We start from the raw sequence: 12406 nt of genomic DNA on the forward strand, positions 1-12406 counted from the left end.
AGGCAGCATCCGACTCATAGGCTACAGGCATTGAGGAATTGCGACAAAGGAGCTGCCGTCGTTGGTGGTGAGATAGTAAGTTGCGTTTGCTGGCTGATAAATTAAATGCTTACCGCTGCGATATCCGCGCAGACTATCGACATCAGCACTGTACCAGCGCTCGCTAGCATTGTTTGGGCTTTTATCATAGGCATCCCCACCGATACTTTTGTTTTCTAATAGCAAATTGCTCGCCCAAATAGATTCTTGTGCATTTCCACTCCAGCCAAATCGCTTTGCTTTGTCGGTGGTGACATAGCTAGTGGGTAGCTCTTGGTGCTGATTGATTTGGCGGATTAAAGAGCTCAAACCCTGAGTATCATTGATGGTTGCTGAAGATTGGTGCATCAGCTGTTCGTTGGCCTGACGTACAACGTTTTCGCAGTTAGGCAGCTGTTCCGCCAAACTGGACGCAGAAAACACCAGCAACGCTGAAGCCAATAAGGTGTGATGGTATCTGATTTTTCTCATAATTTGCCTCCGTACGTAGCTAAACCTATGAATCAAACCGTCATGGAGCTGTTGCGTATAACGAGGCCATCACACGATGTGATGTCCTGCCGAATAGGGTGTTTTAGTTATGAGCAAAGAAGGTTTGTGAGAAATGAATTTGTAGTTACTCATTCCTTAAGAATATAAAACCAAACAATTTGCAACAAAGCATTAACATAATGTGCCATGTGATGAAAAGGTCAAACCAAAGAACCTCTTGGCACTAAATGGTCTGTGTTATGCTCAAAAAACGAATCAAACCCATTGATATCAAGGATGCAATGCTGATGAGAGAACTTACCCATGCGCTGACGTTGTGGATGCAGCAGCCTGAGCGGCAAGGACAGGTGTATTTTACGGGTAATCAGCAACCTGCACCGGAACTGGCATATCAGGTTAATTTCCCACGCTTAGAACTGGTGTTGGAAGGCCAGCAAAAAATGAGATGGGAGGACGTGCAAGGCGGCTCGGCTGAGCATGTTCTGCAAGCGGGTGATGCCCTGTTTGTACCGGCTGGGGGGTGGAATAGCCCTGAATGGAGCACGCCGGTAACCACGTTGAGCGTTTTATTCGGTAAGCAACAGCTTGGTTTTAGTTTGTTACGCTGGAACGGTGAGCAGTATCAGGATTTGGGTAAGCAGAATGTGGCGCGCCGTGGCCCACGTGTGGGCTCATTTTTATTGCAGGCGCTGAACGAACTGACCTGGAACCAGCGCGATCAAAACACAGCACGTTTCATCGTGAAGGGATTGATCAGCCATTGTTTAGACTTGCTCGGCAGTCAGGTTCAGACCGCATCGCGTAGTCAGGCGCTGTTCGACGCGGTGCGTCAGCATGTTGATGAGTTTTATCGCGATCCGTTAACCCGTGAGTCTGTTGCGCAGGCATTTTATATTTCGCCTAATTACCTTTCACATTTATTCCAAAAAGCGGGGGGCGTCGGTTTTAATGAATATCTCAACTACACGCGCCTTGAGCAGGCCAAGCATTTACTGAAACGCTACGATATGAAAGTGAAGGAAGTCGCTCATGCGTGCGGTTTTGTGGATAGTAACTACTTTTGTCGACTGTTTCGGAAAACGACTGAACGTTCTCCCTCGGAGTATCGTCGCCAGTATCGGAGTCAGTTATTGGATAAGGTGCAGCAAAACGGTCTAGAGAATGTTCTATCTAGCGAATGTTGATGTGGGTTTCCTGCGGTGATGTGACGATCTTTTTCACCGCTGTTAGCGTGCGCTCAGGAAAGCGGAGAAACGTGTTGATACTGCTGTGGACGCAGCGGCAATGGGTAAAGCGTTCAGCGCCTTCCAGTTCAATATCGGCAATTAATAAGACGACATCCGCTGAGGCTACGTCATGCTCTGATAGCTGATTTTCAATACCAAGTGCGCCTTGAGTTTCAATTTTTACCTGCCATTTTTCTTGTTGGCAAATTTTCTCTAATCTTTCTGCGGCCATATAGGTATGAGCTACGCCGCTAATACATCCGGTGACCGCAACCAGTTTTATTGTCATTTTAGTATCCTCGCTAGCACACTCATTACCCACCCGTTATAACACGATATCCAGCATTGATAGCGAGTTGCCGTATTGGTTCGATCTCTGCCTCGCTAGGAGCCACTACATCGTTCATTTTATAAGGGCGATTCAGCAGACGATATTTGGCTTCGCCAAACTGATGAAACGGCAGCAAATGGATTTCAGGTAGTGTGAACGGCGCCAAGAATTCTAATATGGCCCGAAAATTGTCCACGCCTAGCGTATAGCCGGGAATAAGCGGTACGCGTGGGATGAGCGTTATTCCTTCTTCAATTAGCCGAGTGAAATTTCGTAGCACGCGTGGCTGGTGCATATTGAGCAGGTTTTTCGCTCGCACCGTATCCATGATTTTTAGGTCAAACAGAACGGAATCACACTGCTTGGCCAGTGCTAGAAGCGTATTGGTGCTGGCATCGCCCGCGGTTTCTATCGCGGTATTAATACCTAAAAATTTTAGCTGAGTGAGAAGTTGTAGGGCGAAGGGCGCTTGCATTAGTACTTCGCCGCCAGAGAGGGTGACACCCCCTCCAGACGAGCGGAAAAATACGTCGTCTTTCAGTACTTCTTTCAGTAGATCGTCGAGCGAGATATCGTGGCCAATGCGTTCCATCGCCGTGGCTGGGCATTCATCGACATTATTCAGACACGGCTGGCAGTGCAGGCACTTGGCTTCGCGACGTACGATGTGTATTTGATTGGAGATTGATTCGGGGTTTGCACACCACGGGCAGGTGTGTGGACAACCTTTGAAAAATACGACGGTGCGGATCCCGCCACCGTCGTTAAGCGAATAACGTTGGATATTAAAGATCCGCGCCACATTGCTGGGCAAGTGCCCAGCGGATGTCGGCTGGTTAGAGCTGATGTGCCGTACGGCGAATGATGTCATCTTGGATCTCCTTCGACAGCTCAACAAAGAAGGCGCTGTAACCAGCCACGCGCACCACGAGCCCCGCGTAATCTTGTGGTTTTGCCTGTGCAGCACGTAATGTCTCGGCATTCACCACGTTAAATTGAATATGCTGTAGCTTAAGTTTAGTGAACGCACCCAGAAAATCGGCGAGCTTGTTCAGCCCTGATTGGCCTTCCAGCGTAGACGGAGTGAATTTAACGTTCAGCAATGTACCGTTTGAAAGCAGATAGTTATCCAATTTGCTCACCGATTTGAGTACCGCGGTTGGCCCCTGTGCATCTTGACCGAGCATCGGCGATAAACCGCCGTCGGCGAGCTGCTCACCTGCGTAACGTCCATCAGGCGTTGCGCCTACCACCGCACCGAGCGGCACGTGCGCTGAAACGGTATAGGAACCCGGCGTGAACTGCCCACCACGGGGGTTGCGGTAGGTTTCAACTTCTTTGCAGTAAAAACGCAGTAAATCGGCGCTGATGTTATCAACCACGTCGATATCGTTGCCGTACTTCTCGAAACGATTGATCAGACGGGCACGGATTTTCTCGCCTTCCGGCGTTGCAAAATTAGCCTTCAGCGTTGCAATGAGCTCATCAAAACTGAGTCGCTGTTGATCGAAAACCATGCCTTTTAAGGCATGTAGAGAGTCGCTGAGGTTTGCGATACCAATGCCTTGTACACCAGAGAAATTATAGCGTGCCCCCCCTTCGGTAATGTCTTTACCGTTGCTTAGGCAGTCACTAATAAAGGATGAAAGCAGCGGTACCGGCGCCCAATCGCGATGGCCGACATCGCAGATATTACTGCCTTGGGCCATCAATTTTACGTAGTAGCAAATTTTGCAGCGAATCTGTTCCAGCAGGTCTTCGTAATGCAGATTGGCGTTGCCTTCATTTTCGAGCAGAACGATCTCCATGACTTTGAGCAGATTAAACATAGCTATGTCATGCAAGCCGTAGGTTTTGCCCGGAATAGAGAGCTCTACGCAGCCGACCACCGAATAATCTCGAGCGTCTTCTAGCGAAACGCCACGATTCAAAAACGCTGGAACAACGACTTCATCGTTGAAGATCTGGGGAATACCGGTGCCGATGCGAATAGTTTCGGCGGTTTTCAGCAGGAAAGGGCGGTCGATTAATTCGTTCACGCGCACGCCAAGATTGGGCTGTGGAAGCTGAGTGTTTTGGTATGCGTCTAGGCATAAAAACGATAAGACGTTGACCGCGCTGCGGCCTGTTTCCGTCAGACCACCCAGTAAGATAGTGTAACCCGTTGGAAAACCGGCAAAATAGCGTGCGCTTGAGGTGGAGCGAAGTAGCACAATATCGTTGCATTTGATCCACAGTGATTCCAATAGCTCGCGCAGGAAAAGTGGATCTTCACCTTGATTCAATGAAGATTGATAAAAGGGCAACATATATTGGTCAAAACGCCCTAATGAAAGTGAGCTAGCGTTCGACTCATATTGCAGAATGATGTTCATATACCAAAACAGCTGACAGGCCTGATAGAAGTCCTGCGGAGGCTCCGCTGAAATGATGCTGGATACTTCTGCCAATTTGACGAGTTCTTGGCGACGTCGCTCATCTGGGCAAGCCAACGCCATTTCTTGCGCTAGCGCGCTATAACGCAGTATGTGGCGCTGCGAGGCTTCTAGCAGTAAAAAAGCAGCCTGATAAAAAGCGTTATCAGGTTGCTCTGAGATCAGTAAACGCATTTCGCTGACCAGCGCGCCTAGGCCATTTTTCAGCAGACGAGGGTAGTCAATGATGATGTGCCCTTGCCCTTTGTCAGTTTGATTAATACTGAAAATTTGTGTTTTTACTGCAGCTTTAACGTCATCGTCCATCTGCCCGTTGATGAAGTCTTTCATTGAGCATTTTTCCCAATAAGGGAATAGCTGTTCGCGGTAAATGGCTTTATCCGCGTCTGAGATCTCGAAACGATCCTGCGGGCGAGTCGGGAATTGGTCTAGTTCTTTGAGAAGCCAATAGGGATCCATTTCAGGAGACATGATCCCTGCGCGTGGTTTAACGGTGCGGTTGCCCGCGATTAACTCATCGGCTCGGATAGAGATCTCAACATGATCGAGTATGTATGCAGTGGCTTTAGCACGGCGCAAAATCGTTGGCTCACCCTCTGTTTGCTGGTGGCTTGCGGTATAGAGCAAGGCTCGCTCCAGAGAAATTTCTCTTGGGTTAGCAAACATCGCTGCTTTTAAGCGTTCGATACGAGCGGTCATAGTGGACTCCGATCCGAGAATTCAGCGGGGAACGGTTATGGATTCAAAAACCATACCCGTTCTAGCGATTAGGCCGTTTGTGAAATATGTGACTCTATTTTGCCCATGATGGCATCTGCGCGTTTAACCGCGTCGCTGATGTTGACGCGCACGATGGTTTTACCTTGGAATCTTTCCTCGAACTTGATGCCGATGTCTTTGGTTAAGATCACCATATCTGCAGATGCAACGTCTTCAGCCGTTAATTCGTTTTCTAATCCGATGGATCCTTGGGTTTCAACTTTGCATTCCCAGCCTTTAGTTTTCGCTGCGCGTTCTAAGGCTTCAGCCGCCATATATGTATGGGCAACACCGGATGGGCAAGCGGTTACAGCGATAATCTTTGTCATAATGATGTCCTCAAAGCAGAATTAATTGATTTCAAAATCCAGATCTAAATCGTCTTCTTGATTCTCTGTTTGCACGGCCTGTTTTTTGGCGGCCAAACTTTTTAATAAGTTGACGCACAGCGCGGTGACCACCATGCCAACGGCCAGCGCGGCGATATAACCAAGCTTTCCTTCAACGACAGGCAGAACGATAAGCCCTCCCCAACCGGCGTAGCACTGAGCACCAAACAATGCGGCGGTTACCGCACCGCAGGCGGAGCCGATCATGATGGATGGGATCACCCGCAATGGGTCGGCGGCGGCAAAAGGAATGGCACCTTCGGTGACGCCCACGCAGCCCATGAGCAGCGTAGCTTTGCCTGCTTCTTTTTCTTCTGCGTTGTAGTACTTGCGACCAATCAGGGTGGCAAAGCCTAATCCAAGAGGGGGAATAGCAATTGCTACGGCGGCAATAGCTACAACGCTATAAACACCTTGGGCGACGCAGATAAGCATGAAGGCGTAGGCGACTTTGTTGACGGGACCACCCATATCAAAAGCCAGCATGAGCCCCATGATAACGGCGAGAACGACGATGCTGCCCTGCTGCATGCCTTGCAACCAGTGGGTTAAGCCTGAGGTGAGCGCACCAACGGGTTCGCCTAATCCCCACATCATGATCCCCGCAGTGAGGAGAGTGCCGATAATTGGAATAACGAAGATAGGCATGACCGAACGCAGGATCTTGGGAACAGGGATCTTCTTGAGATAAAACACGATGATGCCGCCGATAATCCCGGCGATGATGGCCCCGAAAAAGCCCGCACCAAATGAATTGCCTACCCATGCGCCGATGGCACAGGGAGCCAGCGCAGAGCGGTCTGCGATGGAGTAACCAATATAAGCAGCCAGAAAGGGCACCATCAATGTCAGACCGGCAACGCCGATATCAAACAGCTTTTTTAAGTTAGGATCGGTCGCTGCATCGGGCACGGCACCTCTGCCGTATAGCATGACGGAGACAGCAAGCAGAATGCCGCCGGCAACGACAAAAGGGATCATATGCGAGACGCCAGTCATTAAGTGCTGGCGGGTATTTTTAAGTATCTGAACCAACTCTTTCATCGCGTTCTCCAGTACAGAGAGTGAATGCATGGATGGGCCATCAAGGCCGATCTGACTCAAAACTGGACTCCACAATAGGCAATCTGAAGTTCGGCAGACAGTGGAGAAAAATGCCATTTACTGGATATTTGTACGGTGTGACTGAAAATGAGATCGGGCGCAAACTTATGGTGAATGAATCGGAGAATCTAGCGATAATTTGCGATGTGAGCAGCATCTCACTTTGGGTGGGTGATTACATTTGTCCAGTGTTTGGCATTTTTGTCCCATATCCGCATGGGCCGCACTACTTCTATCCTGTCTAGCATTATCAAGCGTTAGCTCAGGAGAGTGTGCCATGTCGCAAGTGCTGAAATTTACCTGTGAATTGCCGAACGGTGTTCACGCCCGCCCGGCGAGCCATATCGAAACGCTGTGCAATCAGTTCACCGCGCATATTGAGTGGCTCAATTTACGCACTGGACGAAAAGGGAATGCCAAAAGCGCTTTGGCGCTGATTGGTACCGATACTTTACACGGTGATGAATGCCATCTCATGATTGAGGGCGCTGATGCTGAGCAGGCGCATGAGCGCCTATCTTCCTTTATTAAGAATGAATTCCCCCACTGTGATGCGCCTTTGCCACAGATAGCGCAAACGCAGGAGGAAGTATTACCGCAGTCCTTGACCAATCTAAATCCTAAAATTGTGCGGGCGCGTTCGGTTTGCGGTGGGATTGCGACTGGAATTTTGGTGCATTTATCTGGCATCGATTTTAATCGTCTGGGTGAGCTGCCTGCGTCACGCGGTGTGGAAGAAGAGCAAAGAGAGCTGGATGCCGGACTAAGTCGCCTATTGAAGTCTTTGGATCTTCAATTGATGGATGATAGTGGAACGGCCAGCGCGGTTCTTGAGGCTCACCGTTCGTTATTAAGTGATAACTCCCTACGTAACAAGCTATTAGAGCAGGTTGTTGAAGGTGCTAGCTGTGCCCACGCTATCGTGGCTGCCGGTGAGTATTTCTGTCAGCAGTTTGCCGCATCGGCCAGTGAATATCTGCAAGAGCGTGCGTTAGACGTACGCGATGTGTGCTTCCAGCTTTTACAGCAAATTTATGGTACTCAGCGTTTTCCTTCTCAAATATCCCTGCAGCAAAACAGTATTTGTATGGCTGACGAACTGACGCCAAGTCAGTTTTTAGAGCTGGATAAATCGCTATTGAAAGGCCTGCTGTTGAACAGCGGTGGTAGCACGTCGCATACGGTTATTTTGGCACGCTCATTCAATATCCCCACGTTGGTTGGCGTTGACGCCAATGCTCTTGCAGATTATGAGCAGCAAAACGTGCAGATTGACGGTGATTTAGGGCTGATCGCGGTGGAGATGTCGCCTGAAGTACAGCGCTATTATCAGCAGGAAGCGCAGGTACAAGCGCGCATTCGTGAACAGCAGCAAGCCTATCTTTCGGCACAAGGGCGCAGCGCAGACGGCGTGCGTTTGGAAGTGGCCGCGAATATTGCCCATTCCATTGAGGCCGTACCAGCGTTTGGTAACGGTGCTGAATCGGTGGGGTTGTTCCGAACCGAAATGCTGTATATGGATCGTGCCCATGCGCCTTCAGAAAATGAACTTTACAATATTTATTGCCAAGCGTTAGAGGGAGCGAATGGGCGTAGCATCATTGTGCGAACCATGGATATCGGGGGCGATAAGCCCGTAGAGTATCTTAAGATCCCGGCAGAGAATAACCCGTTCCTTGGCTATCGCGCGGTGCGTATTTATCAGGAGTTTATTTCTCTATTCCATACCCAACTGCGCTCGATCCTTCGTGCCTCTGCACATGGTTCACTCAAGATAATGATCCCGATGATTTCTTCTATGGAAGAGATTTTATGGGTGAAAGATCAGCTGGCTGAAGTGAAGCAAAACTTACGCGCTGAACAGATCCCTTTCGATGAAAAGATCCCGCTTGGCATCATGCTAGAAGTGCCGTCGGTGATGTTTATTATCGATCAATGCTGTGAGGAAATTGATTTCTTCAGTATCGGCAGTAACGACCTGACCCAGTATCTGCTCGCCGTCGATCGTGATAATGCCAAAGTGACGAAACACTATAACAGCCTAAACCCAGCCTTCTTACGTGCGCTTGATCATGCGGTTCGTGAAGTGCATCGGCAGGGTAAATGGATTGGGCTATGCGGTGAGCTCGGTGCGAAAGGTTCAGTTTTGCCGCTTCTCCTGGGCTTGGGGCTTGATGAAATTAGCATGAGCGCCCCTTCAATTCCTGCCACCAAAGCGCGCCTTGCACAGCTAGATAGCCGAGAGTGTCGTTTGCTGCTCAATCAAGCGATGGCCTGCCGAACGTCTTTAGAGGTAGAGCATTTGTTGGCGCAATTCAGGATGACTCAGCAAGACGCACCGTTGATTAGCGCAGACTGCATTTCGTTAAGTAATGATTGGCGCAGTAAAGAGGAAGTCATCAAAGGCATGACTGATAACCTGCTGTTGGCGGGGCGGTGCCGCTATCCACGCAAGCTGGGGGCAGATCTGTGGGCGAGAGAGGCTGTGTTTTCCACCGGCCTAGGCTTTGGCTTCGCGATTCCACACACCAAATCCGAGCATATTGAGCAGTCCACCATCAGCGTTGCGCGGCTTCCACAGCCTGTGGTTTGGGGAGACGAGGAAGCCCAATACATCATCATGTTAACGCTGAACAAACATGCCGCTGGCGATCAGCATATGCGGATCTTTTCTCGACTGGCACGTCGCATTATGCATGAAGAGTTTCGCTCGGCGCTGGTTGAAGCTAAAGAGGCAACCGATGTGGCTAATTTACTGGCTCGTGAGCTAGAGATTTAATCTAAGGAAATAGGCTATGGAACTCTATCTAGATACCGCAGATATCGCAGAAGTAAAACGTTTGGCACGTATTTTCCCATTGCAAGGAGTGACTACTAACCCAAGCATTGTCGCCAAAGCAGGCCAGCCGGTTTGGGAGGTTTTGCCGCAGCTCAGAGAAGCGCTGGGGGGCGGTGGGATTTTATTTGCGCAGGTTATGGGGCGGAATGCTGAGCAGATGGTGTTAGAAGCTAAACAGCTTGCGGGACAGGTTTCTGGGCTGGTGGTTAAGGTCCCCGTCACACAGGAAGGCCTGGCGGCAATTAAACAGCTGAAAACATTGGGTATCCCAACGCTGGGTACCGCGGTTTATAGCGCCGCACAAGGATTATTGGCCGCGCTGGCGGGCGCTGATTACGTCGCGCCTTATGTGAATCGTATTGATGCACAGGGCGGTGATGGGATTAAAACGGTGCAGGAGCTTCAGTCTCTGTTAGAGATGCATGCCCCGCATGCCAAAGTGCTAGCGGCCAGTTTTAAAACACCGCGTCAGGCCTTGGATTGCTTATTAGCGGGTTGTGAGGCGATAACGCTGCCGCTGGATGTGGCGCAGCAATTCTTGGCTTCCCCAGCCGTGGATGCGGCGGTGGAGAAGTTTGAGCAGGACTGGCAAGGGGCGTTTGGTTGTTTGTCGCTCGGATAACGACATAAAGGCGGGGCGAGTCTTAAATTTTGGACTCATTCCGCCAATCCATCGCTAGCTTCGAATAAAGGATATGGCTAAAAATATCGCTGACTAATGGGATGCAAGTTCTCGGAAGAACGCGGGATTAGCCTGAATGGTCGCTAACACTTTTGCCGCCAGCCCCGTTGGGTTACGCCTTTTCGTTTCCCAACTTTTGATGGTATCAACGCTGGTTCCCAGAGCTTTTGCCATTTCGCTTTGCGAAACGTTAAGCTGCTCTCTTATCGCCTTTACATCAGCGATAGCATAGTGGGTAACCCGAGTAGGGGCTTTAAGGCCACTTTTAATGTCGACAGCCTCTTCCAGAGATGTTTTTAGGTCGTCAAAAAAGCTCATATCACACCTCATCTTTCAGCAATTTCGTTAGTTTCTTCAACTCTGCTTTTTCTGTATCGGTTAGGCTGTCTTTGGTGCTTTTGGGATAGGCCATGATCAGATAAATAATATCTTCAGTCGCTAGAAAGTAAATCACACGAGTACTACCGCTTTATCCTTGTGAGCCAGCCGCCATTCTGATCTTTCGTAGGCCGCCTGTTTTCTGTATCAGGTCACCTTTGCTTGGAGAGCTAATCAGTTCTTTTTGGAGCTCTTTTAATTCATCGTCCGTGGCAATCTGCTTGATTTGCCGCGTAAACATCGATGTTTCAATAAACTCAAGCGCGTGACTCACGGAGTCTGCTCCTTTGTAGGGGTACATAGTACACCTATAAATGTACTATGTACACTTTGACCAATGTGGTTTAGCCATAGGGTGGCTAATAATAAGCGTATCGTTCATGGCACTAAAAATAAGTGAGTAGAGATAGCCTGAAAAAGTGACTTGGTGGCGAAGATTAGGCGCGTAGGCCAACAATGAAAAATGATTTTTTCCACTTTGGTAAGGATATGCGGGCAGCATTCCAGCGACGTTGTGAAAGGGCTATTTTGGGATCAAAAAAGGGAAGCTTTCGCCTCCCTTTCAAATTGGAGATCTACTGACTACAGCAGGCGACGAGCGGCCTCAACGACGATTTTCACCGCGTGAGATTCTGTTTTCTTCATCGTTTCTGCATTTGGAATTTCTTGCTGGGTGCGGTTAACGATAACGCCCGCCACCATACCTGCACGCAGGCCTTGGCTTGCACACATGGTCAGCAAAGTCGCTGATTCCATCTCGAAGTTCATCACGCCCATTTCCTGCCACTCTTTCATTGAGCCTTTGAAGCGGCTCACTACGCGGCCAGAGAAGGTGTCGTAGCGCTCTTGGCCCGGATAGAAGGTGTCAGAAGAGGCGGTTACACCGATGTGGGTGGTTGCGCCAACGGCCTTAGCTGCGTCTACCAGAGCGGTAGTACAGGTAAAGTCGGCAACGGCTGGGAATTCCATTGGAGCAAAGTGCAGGCTCGCACCGTCTAAGCGAACGGAACCGGTGGTAACCAGTACATCGCCAACGTTGATGTGTGGTTGAATTGCGCCAGTGGTGCCTACGCGCAGGAAGGTACGAATACCCAGCTGTGCCAGCTCTTCAACGGCGATAGACGTTGATGGGCCGCCAATACCGGTTGAGCAAACGATGACAGATTTGCCGTCTAGCTCAGCACGCCAAGAAGTGAATTCGCGATGTGAGGCCAGCTTAACTGGGTTATCCATCAAATTGGCAATTTTTTCTACGCGCTCAGGATCACCAGGAACGATAGCCAAGGTTGCGCCATTCAGATCGCTTTTTACGAGGCCAAGGTGGAAAACATCAGACTTAGACATACGGACTCCTCTGTCATTGCTATAAGTTGTAAGGAGGAACAAAAACGCACTCTACTGAAATTCATCGGCTAAATGCGTGACTCAAATCACTACGCATGAAGAAACAATAACAAGAACGACAAATAATTGTGATTAAAGTCACATAAAGTGGCGAGTTAGTCGTTTTTTTCGCCGCCAACAGTGTGGCATGCCTACTTTGTGTTCGCCAGCCAAGCGGCTATTTGGTGGGTGCTAATGTGTTGTCTTGGCTTTCCAGACGATTGTTTATACCCGTCATACATGAAGTTGCATCGGTGCTGGCTGCGTTTGCTTATTGTAGTGATGTAACTCCAATTATTGAGGGTTTGCTTCTCAAGCAAACAAATTATTGCTATTTATACTTAACATT

At 49.4% G+C, this 12406-nt stretch carries 11 protein-coding genes and 1 pseudogene; 3 read left to right on the forward strand and 9 right to left on the reverse strand.

Going from position 1 to position 12406, the window contains the following annotated elements; genetic code table 11:
* Nucleotides 1–21: 21 nt before the first annotated feature.
* The gene (locus AB3Y96_RS01095; protein WP_081329577.1) at nt 22–510 is read right to left on the reverse strand and encodes a hypothetical protein; all 489 of its coding nucleotides are present in this window, start codon (nt 508–510) and stop codon (nt 22–24) included.
* A gap of 341 nt (nt 511–851) precedes the next feature.
* Here AB3Y96_RS01095 and AB3Y96_RS01100 point away from each other — a divergent pair, with 341 nt between their 5' ends.
* Complete coding sequence (locus tag AB3Y96_RS01100) at nt 852–1715, forward strand: helix-turn-helix transcriptional regulator (RefSeq protein WP_247650322.1); 864 nt, start codon at nt 852–854, stop codon at nt 1713–1715.
* On the opposite strand, the gene AB3Y96_RS01105 is transcribed toward AB3Y96_RS01100, so the two are convergent.
* The 5 genes from AB3Y96_RS01105 to AB3Y96_RS01125 all read right to left on the reverse strand — a co-directional run bounded on the left by AB3Y96_RS01105 (nt 1702) and on the right by AB3Y96_RS01125 (nt 6715).
* On the reverse strand, nt 1702–2046 hold the full coding sequence (locus tag AB3Y96_RS01105; RefSeq protein ID WP_072308838.1) for a PTS fructose-like transporter subunit IIB: 345 nt from the start codon (nt 2044–2046) through the stop codon (nt 1702–1704). The two genes, AB3Y96_RS01100 and AB3Y96_RS01105, sit on opposite strands and share 14 nt — an antisense overlap.
* 25 nt (nt 2047–2071) lie before the next feature.
* Nucleotides 2072–2959, reverse strand: coding sequence for a [formate-C-acetyltransferase]-activating enzyme (locus AB3Y96_RS01110; RefSeq protein ID WP_367298306.1), 888 nt, complete (start codon nt 2957–2959; stop codon nt 2072–2074).
* Complete coding sequence (locus AB3Y96_RS01115) at nt 2925–5222, reverse strand: formate C-acetyltransferase (protein ID WP_367298307.1); 2298 nt, start codon at nt 5220–5222, stop codon at nt 2925–2927. The genes AB3Y96_RS01110 and AB3Y96_RS01115 overlap by 35 nt, the downstream gene beginning before the upstream one ends.
* 68 nt (nt 5223–5290) lie before the next feature.
* On the reverse strand, nt 5291–5611 hold the full coding sequence (locus tag AB3Y96_RS01120; RefSeq protein WP_025802206.1) for a PTS fructose-like transporter subunit IIB: 321 nt from the start codon (nt 5609–5611) through the stop codon (nt 5291–5293).
* Nucleotides 5612–5632: 21 nt separating this feature from the next.
* On the reverse strand, nt 5633–6715 hold the full coding sequence (locus AB3Y96_RS01125) for a PTS fructose transporter subunit EIIC (RefSeq protein ID WP_367300261.1): 1083 nt from the start codon (nt 6713–6715) through the stop codon (nt 5633–5635).
* A gap of 337 nt (nt 6716–7052) precedes the next feature.
* Between AB3Y96_RS01125 and ptsP the strand changes: the two genes are divergently transcribed.
* A complete protein-coding gene (ptsP, locus tag AB3Y96_RS01130) occupies nt 7053–9554 on the forward strand; it encodes a phosphoenolpyruvate--protein phosphotransferase (protein ID WP_367298308.1) in 2502 nt (833 codons plus the stop codon).
* Nucleotides 9555–9570: 16 nt separating this feature from the next.
* On the forward strand, nt 9571–10236 hold the full coding sequence (gene fsa, locus AB3Y96_RS01135) for a fructose-6-phosphate aldolase (protein ID WP_367298309.1): 666 nt from the start codon (nt 9571–9573) through the stop codon (nt 10234–10236).
* A gap of 93 nt (nt 10237–10329) precedes the next feature.
* Here fsa and nadS read toward each other — a convergent pair whose 3' ends face one another.
* The 3 genes and pseudogenes from nadS to udp form a co-directional block, all read right to left on the reverse strand.
* Nucleotides 10330–10614: a NadS family protein gene (nadS, locus tag AB3Y96_RS01140; protein WP_072308846.1), complete on the reverse strand. Its 285-nt coding sequence runs from the start codon at nt 10612–10614 to the stop codon at nt 10330–10332.
* Nucleotide 10615: 1 nt separating this feature from the next.
* Nucleotides 10616–10948 (reverse strand): annotated as a pseudogene (locus AB3Y96_RS01145) (type II toxin-antitoxin system RelE/ParE family toxin).
* Between the two features lie 308 nt (nt 10949–11256).
* The gene (gene udp, locus AB3Y96_RS01150) at nt 11257–12018 is read right to left on the reverse strand and encodes a uridine phosphorylase (RefSeq protein WP_072308848.1); all 762 of its coding nucleotides are present in this window, start codon (nt 12016–12018) and stop codon (nt 11257–11259) included.
* Nucleotides 12019–12406 lie beyond the last annotated feature (388 nt).

The sequence above is a fragment of the Hafnia alvei genome, assembly GCF_964063325.1.
Lineage (GTDB): Bacteria > Pseudomonadota > Gammaproteobacteria > Enterobacterales > Enterobacteriaceae > Hafnia > Hafnia alvei_B.

What these genes read in the sequence shown, in the direction of transcription:
- AB3Y96_RS01105 (WP_072308838.1), bottom strand. Translation starts at nt 2,046, where the DNA reads ATGACAATAAAACTGGTTGCGGTCACCGGATGTATTAGCGGCGTAGCT.
- udp (WP_072308848.1), bottom strand. Translation starts at nt 12,018, where the DNA reads ATGTCTAAGTCTGATGTTTTCCACCTTGGCCTCGTAAAAAGCGATCTG.
- nadS (WP_072308846.1), bottom strand. Translation starts at nt 10,614, where the DNA reads ATGAGCTTTTTTGACGACCTAAAAACATCTCTGGAAGAGGCTGTCGAC.
- AB3Y96_RS01110 (WP_367298306.1), bottom strand. Translation starts at nt 2,959, where the DNA reads ATGACATCATTCGCCGTACGGCACATCAGCTCTAACCAGCCGACATCC.
- fsa (WP_367298309.1), top strand. Translation starts at nt 9,571, where the DNA reads ATGGAACTCTATCTAGATACCGCAGATATCGCAGAAGTAAAACGTTTG.
- AB3Y96_RS01125 (WP_367300261.1), bottom strand. Translation starts at nt 6,715, where the DNA reads ATGAAAGAGTTGGTTCAGATACTTAAAAATACCCGCCAGCACTTAATG.
- AB3Y96_RS01100 (WP_247650322.1), top strand. Translation starts at nt 852, where the DNA reads ATGCAGCAGCCTGAGCGGCAAGGACAGGTGTATTTTACGGGTAATCAG.
- AB3Y96_RS01095 (WP_081329577.1), bottom strand. Translation starts at nt 510, where the DNA reads ATGAGAAAAATCAGATACCATCACACCTTATTGGCTTCAGCGTTGCTG.
- ptsP (WP_367298308.1), top strand. Translation starts at nt 7,053, where the DNA reads ATGTCGCAAGTGCTGAAATTTACCTGTGAATTGCCGAACGGTGTTCAC.
- AB3Y96_RS01120 (WP_025802206.1), bottom strand. Translation starts at nt 5,611, where the DNA reads ATGACAAAGATTATCGCTGTAACCGCTTGCCCATCCGGTGTTGCCCAT.
- AB3Y96_RS01115 (WP_367298307.1), bottom strand. Translation starts at nt 5,222, where the DNA reads ATGACCGCTCGTATCGAACGCTTAAAAGCAGCGATGTTTGCTAACCCA.